Raw genomic sequence first — 13,306 nt, 5'->3', positions numbered from 1 at the left:
GACCTGTGGTGCTGCCTGATGAGCTGGAGGCTCAATGCATGCGGGTTCTGGTCCGGTTCGTGATTATTGTCTGGATTTGTGAATCAGCTCATCCGTCGTCATGACATGCGCGGTGGATACTGCCAGCACCCCCAAGGTGACGCGGTGTACTTCTTCAGCCGGAATCGCCCCAAAGCCCATATCCGGGTAGTTGTAGGTGCCTGTGGCATCAGAGATAAAGGCCACTTTGTAGCCATGGAACATGGCATCGCGAGCCGTAGCGTGGCAGCAGTTTTCGGTGGTCACGCCGGTGATGACAACGGTGTCGATCTTCCGAGTACGCAAGATGATGTCCAGGTCGGTGCCAAAGAACGCGCTGTACCTGTGCTTCTTGATGACGACTTCATCCCCCTGTGGGGCTACTTCGGGGTAGATATCAACGCCCGCTGTCTCATCTACCAGCCCCACCTGGTTTTGAATCGGAGGGTAAATCTCTCCGAACAGGCCCATATCGCAGCCGTTGCGGCGGTGGGCGTGGGCGGTGAAGATCACTTCCATGCCAGTTTGGCGAGCGTGGCCCAGCAGTTTTTGCAGGCGGGGCATCAACTCCATGCCCATGGGTGTTTCCAGTGGGGCGCCGGGTGCGATGAAGTCGTTCTGCATGTCGATCACAATGACCGCCGTGCTGCTGGGGTTGATTTGATCAATTTGAATAGCCATTTCATTCTCCTTTGGTTTGCTCACGGCCGGGCGACTGTGTATTTGGTATTGCCGCTGCCGGTGTCATAGACGCTTGTAGAGTAGGAGGGTGGCGCAGTTCTGGCTTGGCTGCCACTGCCAGTTTTACGTTTTTTTTGACTGTGCCTGCCATCCTGGACAGTACACGGGCAGGGAGCTGAGGCTTGGTATTGTCAGGGCTTGTCTGTCTTTGGGTAATGGACGTAATCTTGTTGAAAAACGATTAATCCATCGGTGCAGATAGCCCCGATTATGGAGACTGAACCTATGACAGCGATCATAGCGGTCAAGCCCGGAGACAGCTTTGAGCACTGGCACGAGGTCACTTGCAGGCAGTTTTCACAGACCGAGTGCAGCCAGATTGCCCGGCCCCAGTTTCAGGCGCGGGTCACCCTCACTAGTTTTGGTGGTTTGGGCCTGAGCAGCATCTGGTCTGCCACCCCTCAGGGGGAGGCGATACGGGTGAGCAGACGGCAGGCCGATATCCGTAAAGATCAGCGCGACTGTTTCATGCTGTGGCTCATGCTGGATGGTCATATTCAACTGAGCCAGGACGGACGCTACGTCAGCCTGGGAACAGGGGATCTGGTACTTCAGGATCAATCTCGGCCTTTTGATCTGGAGCTGGGCTCTTTGGCTCACGCGGCCATGGTCATGATTCCCCGCCCCTTATTGGCATCGCGCTTGCCCTCGGTGGGCAATCTGGCAGCGCGTCGTATTGCAGCCAACTCGCGTCTGGGGCCGATGGCTGGCGCCTTGGTCAAGCAACTGCTTGGTATGGGGGAGGCGGCAGCGGACGGTATGGATCAGCGTGTGACGGCTTCTGTGCTGGATATCTTCTCCGCGGTATTCGAGTCTGACGCTCCTGCGCTTTCTCGGGGCACTCGTCAGGAGCGGCGGCTGGAGCAGGTTCAGGCTTATATGCGTGCACATTTGCATGATGATACGCTGGATGTGGACCAGATTGCCCGTGCTTCGTCTATGGCGACTCGCACTTTGTACCGACTCTTTGCTTTTGAGGCGACAACCCCCATGCAATGGCTGTGGGAGCAGCGTTTGATCCATAGCTACCGTTTGCTGGAGGGCGGGAAACCTAAACGGGTGACCGAAGTGGCCATGGCCTGTGGCTTCAAGGACCTCTCTCATTTCAGCCGTCTATTTCAGGCGCGGTTTGGGCAATCTCCGTCGACGCTAGGCTACACGGGCAGGTCTTGAACTTTGCTTGTTCAAGTGGCTTTATATCCAGGCTGCGTGTTGGGGGTAGCAACGCGCGCAGGTGGTAGCTGCAAATCTCGTTTTTATGGTCAGAACGTGTAGGCCCAAATAGACCAGCCAGCCAATCGGAATGCTTGCTGGTTGACTGGCTCTATATTCAAAAATGTAAAGTAAACATTACTTATTGACAAGTAGTTTTGACTTCTATAAAGTCAGGTTTACTTTACATTCAGGTGCTTAACCATGCTTGCCAACAGTAATTCCCCCTCTGCGCCGTCACCAGGTCGCAGCTATCTGATTCGCACTTTGCTCTTTATGGGCGTGTATATCCTGGTCAATGCCTTGACCATTCTGGGGCTGTTCGACAGCCTGCTCGGTCGGCCTGTTGGTTGGCTGATTGCCATAGCCGTCGCCTTGCCTGTGGCCGGACAAGTCTGGGCCACCTTGCGCTTGATAGCGCAAAGCGATGAGTTCGTGCGGGTGATCGTGGCCAAGTGTTTTGTGCTGGCCTCAGGCGCAACCTTGACCTTGTGGACAGCCTGGGGCTTTGGGGAAACCTACGCCGCTGCGCCCCATATTCCTGCCTGGCTGATTTACCCCTTCTTTTGGGCGGTGTTCGCTCTGGTTTCACCCTTTGTCCGGACTAGCGATTAAATGAAAAACCGATTGCGTGTATTGCGGGCCGAGGCGAATTGGACGCAGGCAGATTTGGCAGAGCGCTTGGGTGTGTCCCGGCAGGCGGTGAATGCGCTGGAAACGGGCAAACATGCGCCATCTCTGGATCTGGCCTTCAAGATCAGTGCCGTGTTCGGGCAGACCGTAGAAGAGATTTTCGAGAACCCGTATCAGGAATCTCGAGCTTGAACGCGGTTACGTTCTGGCTGGCATTCCCACTTGTGGATGCCTTTTGGACATCCATGCGCAGGTGTTGAGAAAAGCCAGTGCTCAAGCCTGAAGCAGTGATCTTGCAGGCTCAGACACTGGCTTGCCTTCTTACTTGGTGGTGTAACCACCGTTGATCAGAATGGTCTGGCCGGTAATCCACCAGCCGTCACTCACCAGATGACGGATAAAGGGCACGACATCTTCAATGTCCGTCAGCCCGGTCTTGGAGTAGGGGGACAGGGCAGCCGCGGTCTTGTGATAGGCCACGGCATCCTCCCCCTCGGCTGGATAGAAGAAGGGCGTATCCATAGGACCAGGGCCAACCGCCGTGACGGAAATACCGCGTGCGCCATATTCTTTGGCGGCGGCGCGGGTGTAGTGTTCTACCGGTGCTTTGGTGCCGGCATACGCGGCGTAAAAGGGGGTGAAGGCACCCAGCAGGGACGTGACCAGGGTGCAGACTTTACCATTGTCCTGTACGTGTTTGCCGGCTTCTTTCAGGAAGAAAAAAGCAGTTTTGGAGTTGATGTCGCTCATCTCCTCGTACTCGGCTTCACTCACTTCGGTCAGTGGCTTTTTCAGTACTTTGCCCACCGTGTTGATGGCGATATCAGGGCGGCCAATTGCGGCGACGGTATCGCTAAACAGTTTTTCCATGGCACTAGCCGAACGCAAGTCGGCCTGGAAGACGACGGCTTGTGCACCAGTTGCCTGGATGGCTTTGACGGTGGCTTCGGCATCCGCTTGGGAGCTGTCGCTGTTGTAGTGAATGGCAATGGCGCTCGCTCCTTGCTCTGCCAGGTCGCGGGCGATCAGGCCGCCCAGATTCTTTGCCCCGCCTGCAATCAGAACGGTTTTACCTTTGATGCTGTGCTTTGCCATGATGACTCCTTGCTAGTGTGGGCTGCGGGCTGCAAGCCTTTTCGTTTTTTCATGATATAAGTCGCTGAAATTGTTTAAATCATCTAGTTCTGACATCATTTGTCTGAAAAAGCGAACAATACGCACCGCCGCTTGAGTCAACCGGGTCTAGCAGTTCTGCCCGTGTTTTGCTGCTGCTTATCGGGAGAAAGCTATGGACCGCATTGACCTGTTTCGCATCTTTACGAGGGTCGTGGAGTGTGCCAATTTCACCCGCGCGGCGGATACCTTGGGTATGCCGCGCTCTTCGGTGTCGGCCGCCATTCAGGAGCTGGAAGGGCGAGTGGGCGCTCGCCTGTTGAATCGCACCACGCGCAAAGTCACAGTCACGCAAGATGGTGCGGCGTTTTACGAGCGCTGTCTGCGCGTGATTGCTGATGTGCAGGAAACCGAAAACCTGTTTCGCCAAGCCAGTGTGGGGCCTAGTGGCACGATCAAGGTGGATGTGCCGGGGCGGGTAGGCCGCCTGATTGTGGCACCTGCGCTGCCGGAGTTTCTGGAGCGCTATCCGCATGTCCATGTGCATCTGGGCGTGACGGACCGCGAGGTGAATCTGATTGAGGAGCAGGTGGATTGTGTGCTGCGCGTGGGACCATTAAGTGATTCGGGCCTGATCGCCAGAAAAATGGGCAGCTTGCCCTTGATCAATGTAGCCAGCCCCGCTTATCTTGCCCGTTATGGCATGCCCCAGACGCCAACGGATCTGGAGAACCACCAAGTGGTCCGTTATGCCTCGCCTACCAGCGAGCGTGTGGCTCCTTGGGAGTGGATGGAGCAGGACAAGCGTCAGGTGCTGGATCTGCCAGGTCGTGTGACGGTGAATAATGCCGAGGCCTATATCGCCTGCTGTCTGTCCGGCTTGGGGCTAATTCAGATCCCTGCTTACGATGTGCAGGCGCATTTGCAATCAGGTGAATTGGTGGAGGTGCTGCCGGATCACCGTGCCGCTCCCATGCCCATGTCCTTGCTGTATTTGCATCGCCAACACTTGTCGCGCCGTTTTCAGGTGTTTGCGGATTGGCTGGAAAATTTGTTGCGTCATTCCGCCTTGGAATGAGGCTGGTCTCGAACGTTTTTGTCTGGGGCTGCTCCAAGCTGCAGCGGACAACTCAAAACGGGGTAGCGATGGAAATCAGAAGAATTCGTGCGACGGACTGGGACTGGATACAGCAATGGTTCCAGGACGAGGACTTGAACCGCGAGTTGGGGCCACTGGATCAGGAGTGGCTGGAGCACGTGTTGAACCAAAGCGATGGCGTCCAGCTGGTTGCCGAGCAGAACGGTCAGCCCATTGGTTTGATTGGGTGTGCCTGGGGAGACGGGCGAAATCTGCCACATGCAATTACCGACATTGCCGTTGCGCCGCCATTACGCGGCAATGGTCAGGCCGGAGCCATGCTGGAAGCGGTATTGGCTTGGCCAGGCCATCCCCCATGTCGTAAATGGGTGGCTTTTGTGTTCCCCGAAAACCAGCGTGCCTGCCGCTTTTTTACACGCTTGGGTTGGGAACACGTGGACTTTGCCGATGGTATGAACGAGTTCGAGTACAAGTGTGTTCGTTCGGAACCGGATCGATCCTGAGCAGCTCGGTTTCTGTCAGTAAATCATGGACCTTGAGTGACAGGCGCTTGGGCCACGAAGGCCCGCTATGCTTGTCTGTCCCGTTGGATAGGTGCAAACAAAGCCGGTTTGGCTCTGTTTGCCTTGTTCTTCTCAGGGATAAAACAGCAGCAGCCCGAACACGGCGAAAACCATCAGATGCATATAGCCTTGAATGGGTGAGGTTCGCTTGCCGCTAAAGCTCAAGATACTGAGCAGTGCCGTGATCAGAAACAACACGATTTCCATATTGCTGATGCCCATGATCACTTGCTTGCCGGTGATCAGACCAATCATCAGCACCACTGGCACAGTCAGCCCCACGGTAGAGACGAAGGCACCCAGACACAGATTGATGGCGCGCTGCATTTCATTGTTCATGGCCGCCTTGATCGCAGTGATGGACTCCGGGGTGAATACGATAATTGCGATCAGTACACCGCCGACGGCAACGGGGGCGCCCGAGGCGGCGATACCGTAGTCCGTCACAATGGCCAGATGGTGTGCCAACAGGACGATAGGCAGGATCAGGGCGATCAGCACCAGACTGCGTATCAGCATCGCGCGAGTCGCCTGGGGATCACGCGATGTGGGTGTCGTATCTTCAGTGCTTTGAATCGCCTGATTGGGCTGCACATAGTCATGGCGGTGACTGCCCATTTGCAGATACAGAAAGATGGCATAGACCAGGCCCGTCAGAACCGAAATGCCAATGGCCTGGGTGGTGCTGAACTCGCCCGCATTGCTGGTGTAGTTGGGCAGAATCAGGCCCACACTGGTCAGCAAGACGATCATGGACAAGTAGGTATTGGTGCCTTGGCGATTGAACTCCTGATCGCCATTGCGCGCTGCGCCGGCAATCAGACACAGGCCGGTGATCAGGTTCAGGATGATCATCATCACGGCGTAGATCGAGTCCCGACCTATGGTGGGAAAGTCGCCCGGCCCCAGCAGTACCGAGGCAATCAGGATAACTTCGATCAGCACAATGGACAGGGTCAGGATCAGGGTACCGTAGGGCTCGCCCAGTTGGTGGGCCAGGTGGTCGGCTTCACGGACCACACCAAACGAGGCCGTCAGGATAGTCACGAACAGCACCAGAAAGACGATGGCCGCCGTGGTGCCGTTCAGGGAGTCTCCCAGCCATTGCCCGCCGAAAATCATGAACAGGACAACAATGGACCAGGAACCGAGCAGACGCAGCCAGGTGATGGGAGTAATGAGTTGAGTTGAGGGTGATGCAGGGTGGGCCATCGTGGATGCTCCGCCAAAGAGGTAGGGCCGTCCCTGTACTGAAAAGGCAGATCCAGGTCGTCCCGGATCTGTTTTGAATTGAACTATTCAAGTAGCCACGATTTTATCACCTTGCCCCCTGGCGGCAAGTGCAGACCCTCTGAAACCGGATTTGTGTGGCGTGCAGCCATCTTTTTCTGTATCTGGCCAAGGTGGAGGTGTGAAGGGCGGGTTCCTTTATCACCTTCCTGGCATTGTTTCGTTCAACAGTTTTATTTTTATGTGAGTCTGGCTCGAGTCTCCTGTGGACCTTGTTCTTTTCCTGTTGCCATTTACGGCGGACACCACCCAGATGAGAAAACAGGTGGGCCCATGGAGCGAATACATGGTGTGTTTTCTGTATAGGGTTTGTTCTTCTCCATAGCCTGGCGGAATTTTCCGGGAGACACTCCCGCATACGTTTTGAATGCGGTAGAGAAATTGGCCGGGCTGGAAAATCCTAAATCGGTCGCAATCACATCAATTTTCAAGGCCGTAGTCTTCAGCAAATACTCGGCCCGATACATACGCTGCAATCGGATATAGCTACTTACACTTAAGCCAAAATTACGCTGAAATATATTCATGATTTTTCGACGCGAAATCTTGAACATATCGCACAGTTCTTTTTGACTGGGCGGCGCACCCAGATTGGCATCAATGGTTTTCTGAATGGCATGGATCAGCATGCTGGTTTCGGCTGTCGTGCTGGGCCGCTGGCTTGGCATCTTGCCCGGCACAAGTGCAGGCGCCATCTGCTTGGGGCAGCGCAAGGGCACGTTGATACGTTCTTTTACTTCATCGACCGCATACGGATTGCCAATGTAATCAACCGCACCAGCCTTTAGAAAAGTGACGCATTCATCGCTGCTGCCATCCATGCGTGAATCCAGAACGATGATGGGGATTTGGGCCGTGGCTTTTAATCCTTGCAACATATGGGTCAAGGACAAGGCGTCTATCCCCGTCAATTGCTTATCCATCAGGATAAGTTCGGGTAGCGTTAATTGGGCCTTGGTATATCCTTGCACTCCGTCCGCAGCAACAGAAACCCGAAAAGCACCAGCCAGCAGGGCTTGAAGAAGTTGTTCGTGCTGTCTAGTGTTATTGGAGATCAGCAGAATCCTGATTTTTTGATCTGGCTGATACTTTATAGTGGCGTATTTGTTCAATATAAAGCCCCGCGCCCTTCTTCTGACGAAGACGGCTACCTTTACTGGCATTGCTCAAGTAGCCAATTTCCTCAGAATACAGACTCAATGAATAGATAAAATCTATCGATATGATTCGTACGGCAGACATAACATTCTGTATCAATGGAAAAAGTAAATTTTCAAAATTGCTCATTGCATTTCATTTTTGGCAGGCGGCATGCCGAAAGCCCGAAACTCGGGCCTTAAGGCGGACCCAAAAGTCCAATTTCAGGAATGCTACGCTGGCGTATCGGTGAATTTTCCTGGCAGGAAAAGGCGTGATTCTACGGCTTTTACCTCTGAATAAAGGACTATGTTCAGGCAGGCCAGCCGCGGTTTTGCCCGCACTAGTGTGCATCTGGATGAGGTCGTCCGGGGAAGATTGTGAGGCTCTTTGGGTGACGATTTGTTCAAGCAGCAAGCGCAGCCCGTAGCGAGGCGTTTATTCGCCGCTTTTTTGTTAGATTTTGACCAAGTACGGATGCTCGCCGTTGATGACTGTTAGGGCTATTAGAGCGATTTCGGTATAGACCGTTTGAATCATTTTGATGGCTTGGGGGCAGGGTTTGAGCCTGCGAACCAAGCTGTAAACAAGTAGAGCGGGGCAAGGTAGATAAACCTTGCCCCGCCCTTGTTTTAAAAACAGTCAGGCTTGGTGTCGGGGTTGTGCTTCAAGCTGGCGCAGGATGCAGGGCGATGGCTTCGTCCAGCATGTCCAGCCTGTCCTGACCCCAGAACAGTTCGCCCTGATACACATAGGAGGGCGAACCGAAGACACCGGCTTTAATGGCCTCTTCGGTGTGGGCTTGATACTGCGCCTGCATCAGCGGTGCCTGTTTCAGCCAGTAGTCTGCATCCAGCTGCTGTGCTTGCAGGATTCGAGCCAGTTGCGTGGGGTCAGCAATGTTCTGCTCCTCGCACCATTGTGCCCGCAAAATGGCTTTGTACAGATCCAGCACCGGCATACCAGCCTGATTGATAGCAATCACCAGGGTGGAGGCCAGCGTGGCGTCTGGGCACATGAAGCGCGGTGTGGGATTTACCTGTATGCCCAATTTGCGACACCAGCGTTTAAGCTCTGCAATGCGATAAGCCTGACGTTCTGGTGAGCGCTGTCCCAGCAGGACACCGCCTGTACGTGCATAGACTTGCGGCAAGTCCACGGGTTTGTAGTGGATAGGGATGCCATGCTTGCGAGCAATCGCTTCCAGTCTGTCGGCTCCCAGGTAGGCCCAGTCCGAATTCATCCAGAAGTAGTAGTGAATACCGGCTGCGTTCATGTGCGTACCTTTCGGCTGGATAGGGCGGGAAGAGAGAAGTGCGTCGGCCCATGCATGAACCAGGTACTGGCAAAAGCAATCAGACCCAGCGCGCTCAGGTACCAGACGATGTAGTCGGGTTGACCGTCGCCATAGGCCAGCAGGGAGGTCGCCACCAAGGGAGCCAGGCCGCCACCGATGGCACCGGATACCTGCACGGCAATGGAGATGCCGCTGTACCGCACTTCAGGTGGAAATTGCGTGGAAAACAGGCCACCTTGCGGGCCATACAGCGCGGCATACACCAGCCCAATCGCAATCACCAAAGCCAGGGTGATGGTCCTGGAATCCAGGCTGCCCAGCATGGAAAAGAAGGTGGAGGAGAATGCCAGCATGCAGATCGTGCCTGCCATAAAGACCCATTTGAAGCCGATTCGGTCGCCCAATACGCCAAACAGGGGCATGGTGAACAAGGCCGCGAAGGCACCCCAGACGGTGGCATCCAGCATGACGCTGCGCTCTACTCCCAAGGTGGTGGTGGCGTAAGCCAGGGCAAAGGTCACCACGGTGTAGAACCAGGTCACTTCTGCCAGACGGCCTCCCACGACCAGCAGGACTTCGCGTGGGTAATGACGCAGAACTTCCAGAGCAGGAATCGGAACCTGTTTGCCCTTTTTGCTCATTTGCTCGAAGTCGGGGGATTCGGCCACTTTGGCGCGTATCCACCAACCCACCAGCAGCAGGGCGACGCTGGCCAGAAAGGGCAGGCGCCAACCCCAGGACAGCATGTCTTCCTCTGGCAAGCTGGCGACGGCTCCCATAGCCAGGGAAGACAGGATCAGGCCGGGGGCCACCCCTGTTTGCGGCAAGCTGCCAAAAAAGCCCTTTTTGCCTTCCGGGGCATGTTCAACCGCCATCAACACGGCTCCGCCCCATTCTCCGCCTACTGCGATACCTTGCAGAAAGCGCATCAGTACCAGCAGCACAGCGGCCCAGTAGCCAATGCTTTCATAAGAGGGAATCAGGCCGATCAGGATGGTGGGGATTCCCATTAGAAAGAGCGTGATCAGTAGCATGGATTTGCGGCCCAGCTTGTCGCCAAAATGGCCGAAAACAAATCCTCCTAAAGGACGGGCGAAAAAGCCCACAGAGTAGGTGGCAAAGGCCGCCAGCGTGCCCGTAATCGGGTCGAAGGCGGGGAAAAAGATCTTGTTGAAAATCAGTGCGGCAGCGGTGCCGTACAGGAAAAAGTCATACCACTCTATAGTGGTTCCCATCATGCTGGCCAAGCCAGCGGTAACGTACTGGCGCGACGAACGCGCCTGTCCATTGTTAGGCATCGTCATGGCGACCTCCTGGTGGAAGCGGGGTATTGGTTGCGGGTGTCAGCGAGTTTTAGTTAAGGGCGCAATGCCTTGGGTCTGACGGGACCAGTAGTCAAAGGTAGCGTTAACAATGGAGGGCTTGAGCAGATAGTCGTGCGCTTCGGCCGCCAAGGTATCGTCCACAGGGGTAAGTGGGCCAAAGGCCGCTTGTGCACGCACTTGCAGACGTGCAGCGCGTTCCAGATACACCGACAGGTAAGTGGCTTCCTGGCAGCTTTTACCTGCGGTCAGATAACCGTGGTGGGCCAGAATAATGGCACGCTTGTCACCCAGGGCTTTGGAGATGATGACGCCTTCCTGATCGGCAATGGGCACTCCAGGCCATTCGCCCAAAAATGCACAGTCATTGTGCAGAGGCGTCATGTCCATTTGCGAAATCACCAAGGGCTGGCGGGCGGTGGCCAATACCGTGGCCCAGGGCGAGTGTGTATGGATGATGGAATTGACGTCGGGGCGAGCTTCGTAGACCCACAGGTGAAAGCGGGTGGCCGGGTTGGCCATGCCTTCGCCGCTAAGGGTATTCAAGTCGCGGTCAACTTCAATAAAGTCTTCGGGGGTGGCTTCGTCAAAACCCAGACCAAAGCGCAAGGTCCAATACGCACCGGGGCGCTCGGAACGGACGCTGATCTGGCCGGCCAAACCAGCTTCCTGCTCGGTCATGGCCAGGATGCGGCAGGCAAATGCCATGGTTTCGCGGGTGTCGCGTTGCACTTGCTGTAGATGAGTGGCCATCTCTTTGGTGGCGCGTTCATCAAAATAGGATTTGTCTCTGAGTGGGGTATCCATGTGCTTGTCTCCTTTGGTAGGCCTCGTCGATCCTTGTGCCGACGATGGGATTCATTGTCTTGATTTACATCAAGAGGAGCTATGCGCGCTGGCTCATAGCTCCTATTCCATTTGCTTGGAGCCTTATCAAGGAGACGAGCCCGGCAGTGGTGCCGGGCCGTTAGACAAGCGCTGGGGCTGCTTAACCCTGGCGCCAGCGGGAGCGCTCGCGGCGTCGCGAGCGGGACCAGGGATGTTGCACCTTATGCGGCTGTGGCCGGGGGTCGGGTGGATGTCGCGTGTCATTGCTTTCCACGGGATTGGAGTCCGGTTTAGGCGAGTCCAGAAAGACATTGATGGAACAATCGCAATCGAGGTACATGGACAGTCCTTTGTCAACGTGAAGAAAGGGGAGGCGGTACGCAGGCTCCGTTCCGGACCTGGGAGGCTCCCGAAAAAAACGTGTCGTAGCTTTCTTGCAGGGCATGCAGGATCATTTCGGGGTAATGGTCATGCTCGGTGGGCAGACGCAATTGCAGCTGTGCCAGATGCTCGTTGTCCTGCTGCCCGCCCCACTGCTTGTGATAGTGGCCGTGCTGATAGCCGCGCAGTTGGCGCAAGCGGTTCAGGGCATTCTTGCCCGCGTAGGAGTGGTAGAGCGTGTCCAGTGTCAGACCACAAAGAGCAGCCAGTTGGGCAAAGCCGCTGAAATCGAACTGGCGTGTCTCCAGAACGCGCAAGGTAAAGCGTTCCAGAGCCGTCATGATGGCCGTAGAGTCGCTGGCGGTGGCTGATGCGTGCTGGAGCTGATCCAGTGCGGTGGCGGCTTCTTGCTCGCGCAGCGCATCGTTGGCACGCAGTACATCGCACAGACCAAAATGCAGGATGTCGATCAGCTCCAGTTGGAGTTGCGGCAGATTGCGCTCGCTATGCTGCCACCACTTCCAGTCCAGGTAATCGGCCAGCTCCGCACATTCCACCCAGATCGCCCGGTAGTAGTCCTGCTTGGCCACTCGCCAGTTCGGATCAATCAGCTGATTCAGCTCGGTTTGCAGGGCCAGCATTTGCTTTAAGCGGCGGGCCCCGGGACCGGCTGGAGCGACAGTTGTTTGCTGCCCCAAACGATGTTTCTGACGACCTTGATCGTCAAAGTTTTCAGGTGCCAGCCAGGCCTGGAAATTCGCTTTCAGGGCTGGCCAGTCCTGGTCGGTAATGGAGAACCAGGCTGTATCGCGCGAGCGGCCCTTGTACACAATCGCCTGACGGAAGATACCTTCATAACGAAAGCCCAATCGTCGTGCAGCGGCTTGGGAGGGGGCATTGTGTGTGTCGCACTTCCATTCGTAGCGACGGTAGCCCAGTCCATCAATTGCATAAGCCATCAACAGGTAGTGGGCTTCGGTGGCCATACGGGTTTGTTTCAGAGCGGGCGACCAGGCTACAAAGCCCACTTCAATGCAGCCGTTTTGTGGGTCGATCCGCATCAGGGACAAGGTCCCCAATGCGCGACCCGTGGTTTGTTCGACGACGGCGTAATGCACGGCATTGCTGGCCTGGCTGATGGTTTGCAGGTGCTGGTCGAACTGTGCGCGGTTGTTAAAGGGGCCTACAGACAAATAGGTCCAGTCGCGGCCATCGCTGGCGTTGCTGTAGGCCTCGTACAGGCTGTCGCCATGTTGTTCCGGGTTCACGGCTTCCAGACGGCAGTATTTGCCGTGCAGAACGCAGCGTGCTGGCTGCGGGCGGGCCTGCCAATGAGGGAGCGAGGGGCCAATAGGCTGGTGATACGCGTTCAGCTGAACCATGACTTGTCTTCAATGGAAAACGCTCCAGAAATGCCAATCTGTGGCACAGCTGGAGGCGGGAAAGGGAGTGTGGGGCCGGGAGACAAGAGGCGTCTTGCTAGGCCACTAATTGATTCTATTGAGCAAGTGGCCGGTTGCAGCAATCCGCTTTGCTGCTTGTTTCCAGACCGCATTGCTAAAACAGCGTTGAAACGCCCAAGAGCCAGCGATGGCGGGCCTTGGCTTAGGGCTTGAACAGCGGACAAAACTATCCTGCGGCCAAGGCACAGATGAGGGGCAGGCCGCCTGGC

The 13,306-nt window shown here is 55.7% G+C and carries 14 protein-coding genes; 5 read left to right on the top strand and 9 right to left on the bottom strand.

Annotation, left to right across the window (positions count from 1 at the left end):
- Positions 1 to 63 precede the first annotated feature (63 nt).
- Complete coding sequence (locus tag MID00_RS04705; protein WP_009461152.1) at positions 64 to 699, bottom strand: cysteine hydrolase family protein; 636 nt, start codon at positions 697 to 699, stop codon at positions 64 to 66.
- A gap of 285 nt (positions 700 to 984) precedes the next feature.
- Between MID00_RS04705 and MID00_RS04700 the strand changes: the two genes are divergently transcribed.
- The 3 genes from MID00_RS04700 (at position 985) to MID00_RS04690 (ending at position 2,796) form a co-directional block, all read left to right on the top strand.
- Positions 985 to 1,932 (top strand): helix-turn-helix domain-containing protein, encoded by a 948-nt coding sequence (locus MID00_RS04700; protein ID WP_021446983.1) that lies wholly within the window; start codon positions 985 to 987, stop codon positions 1,930 to 1,932.
- Between the two features lie 243 nt (positions 1,933 to 2,175).
- Positions 2,176 to 2,586 carry a hypothetical protein gene (locus tag MID00_RS04695; protein WP_254499775.1) on the top strand — a complete coding sequence of 137 codons (411 nt, stop codon included), beginning with the start codon at positions 2,176 to 2,178 and terminating at the stop codon, positions 2,584 to 2,586.
- Positions 2,587 to 2,796 (top strand): helix-turn-helix transcriptional regulator, encoded by a 210-nt coding sequence (locus tag MID00_RS04690; protein ID WP_254499774.1) that lies wholly within the window; start codon positions 2,587 to 2,589, stop codon positions 2,794 to 2,796.
- 129 nt (positions 2,797 to 2,925) lie between these two features.
- Here MID00_RS04690 and MID00_RS04685 read toward each other — a convergent pair whose 3' ends face one another.
- On the bottom strand, positions 2,926 to 3,699 hold the full coding sequence (locus MID00_RS04685; protein ID WP_254499773.1) for an SDR family oxidoreductase: 774 nt from the start codon (positions 3,697 to 3,699) through the stop codon (positions 2,926 to 2,928).
- A 193-nt stretch (positions 3,700 to 3,892) separates the two neighbouring features.
- Between MID00_RS04685 and MID00_RS04680 the strand changes: the two genes are divergently transcribed.
- Both MID00_RS04680 and MID00_RS04675 read left to right on the top strand, forming a co-directional pair.
- Positions 3,893 to 4,795: a LysR family transcriptional regulator gene (locus MID00_RS04680; RefSeq protein WP_060186258.1), complete on the top strand. Its 903-nt coding sequence runs from the start codon at positions 3,893 to 3,895 to the stop codon at positions 4,793 to 4,795.
- Between the two features lie 68 nt (positions 4,796 to 4,863).
- Positions 4,864 to 5,319, top strand: coding sequence for a GNAT family N-acetyltransferase (locus MID00_RS04675; RefSeq protein ID WP_009461144.1), 456 nt, complete (start codon positions 4,864 to 4,866; stop codon positions 5,317 to 5,319).
- Positions 5,320 to 5,451: 132 nt separating this feature from the next.
- Here MID00_RS04675 and MID00_RS04670 read toward each other — a convergent pair whose 3' ends face one another.
- The 7 genes from MID00_RS04670 to MID00_RS04640 all read right to left on the bottom strand — a co-directional run bounded on the left by MID00_RS04670 (position 5,452) and on the right by MID00_RS04640 (position 13,016).
- Positions 5,452 to 6,591: a calcium:proton antiporter gene (locus MID00_RS04670; RefSeq protein WP_009461143.1), complete on the bottom strand. Its 1,140-nt coding sequence runs from the start codon at positions 6,589 to 6,591 to the stop codon at positions 5,452 to 5,454.
- Positions 6,592 to 6,902: 311 nt separating this feature from the next.
- The gene (locus MID00_RS04665; RefSeq protein WP_009461142.1) at positions 6,903 to 7,781 is read right to left on the bottom strand and encodes a DNA-binding response regulator; all 879 of its coding nucleotides are present in this window, start codon (positions 7,779 to 7,781) and stop codon (positions 6,903 to 6,905) included.
- Positions 7,782 to 8,473: 692 nt separating this feature from the next.
- Positions 8,474 to 9,082, bottom strand: a complete 609-nt coding sequence (locus MID00_RS04660) for a 2-hydroxychromene-2-carboxylate isomerase (protein WP_009461141.1) — start codon at positions 9,080 to 9,082, stop codon at positions 8,474 to 8,476.
- The gene (locus tag MID00_RS04655; RefSeq protein WP_009461140.1) at positions 9,079 to 10,407 is read right to left on the bottom strand and encodes an MFS transporter; all 1,329 of its coding nucleotides are present in this window, start codon (positions 10,405 to 10,407) and stop codon (positions 9,079 to 9,081) included. Before MID00_RS04655 ends, MID00_RS04660 begins: the two co-directional genes overlap by 4 nt.
- Before the next feature lie 39 nt (positions 10,408 to 10,446).
- A complete protein-coding gene (locus tag MID00_RS04650) occupies positions 10,447 to 11,232 on the bottom strand; it encodes an aldolase (protein ID WP_026485007.1) in 786 nt (261 codons plus the stop codon).
- Positions 11,233 to 11,413: 181 nt separating this feature from the next.
- Positions 11,414 to 11,593, bottom strand: coding sequence for a hypothetical protein (locus MID00_RS04645; protein WP_137430725.1), 180 nt, complete (start codon positions 11,591 to 11,593; stop codon positions 11,414 to 11,416).
- 13 nt (positions 11,594 to 11,606) lie between these two features.
- Entirely contained in the window at positions 11,607 to 13,016 is a 1,410-nt protein-coding gene (locus MID00_RS04640; protein ID WP_254499772.1) for a GNAT family N-acetyltransferase, read from the bottom strand.
- Positions 13,017 to 13,306: the final 290 nt, after the last annotated feature.

Origin of the sequence: Alcaligenes sp. NLF5-7 (assembly GCF_024266725.1) — a bacterium.
Lineage (GTDB): Bacteria > Pseudomonadota > Gammaproteobacteria > Burkholderiales > Burkholderiaceae_B > Alcaligenes > Alcaligenes phenolicus.
Note: the sequence above shows the minus strand (reverse complement) of the source record. Positions and strands in the feature narration are given on the sequence as shown.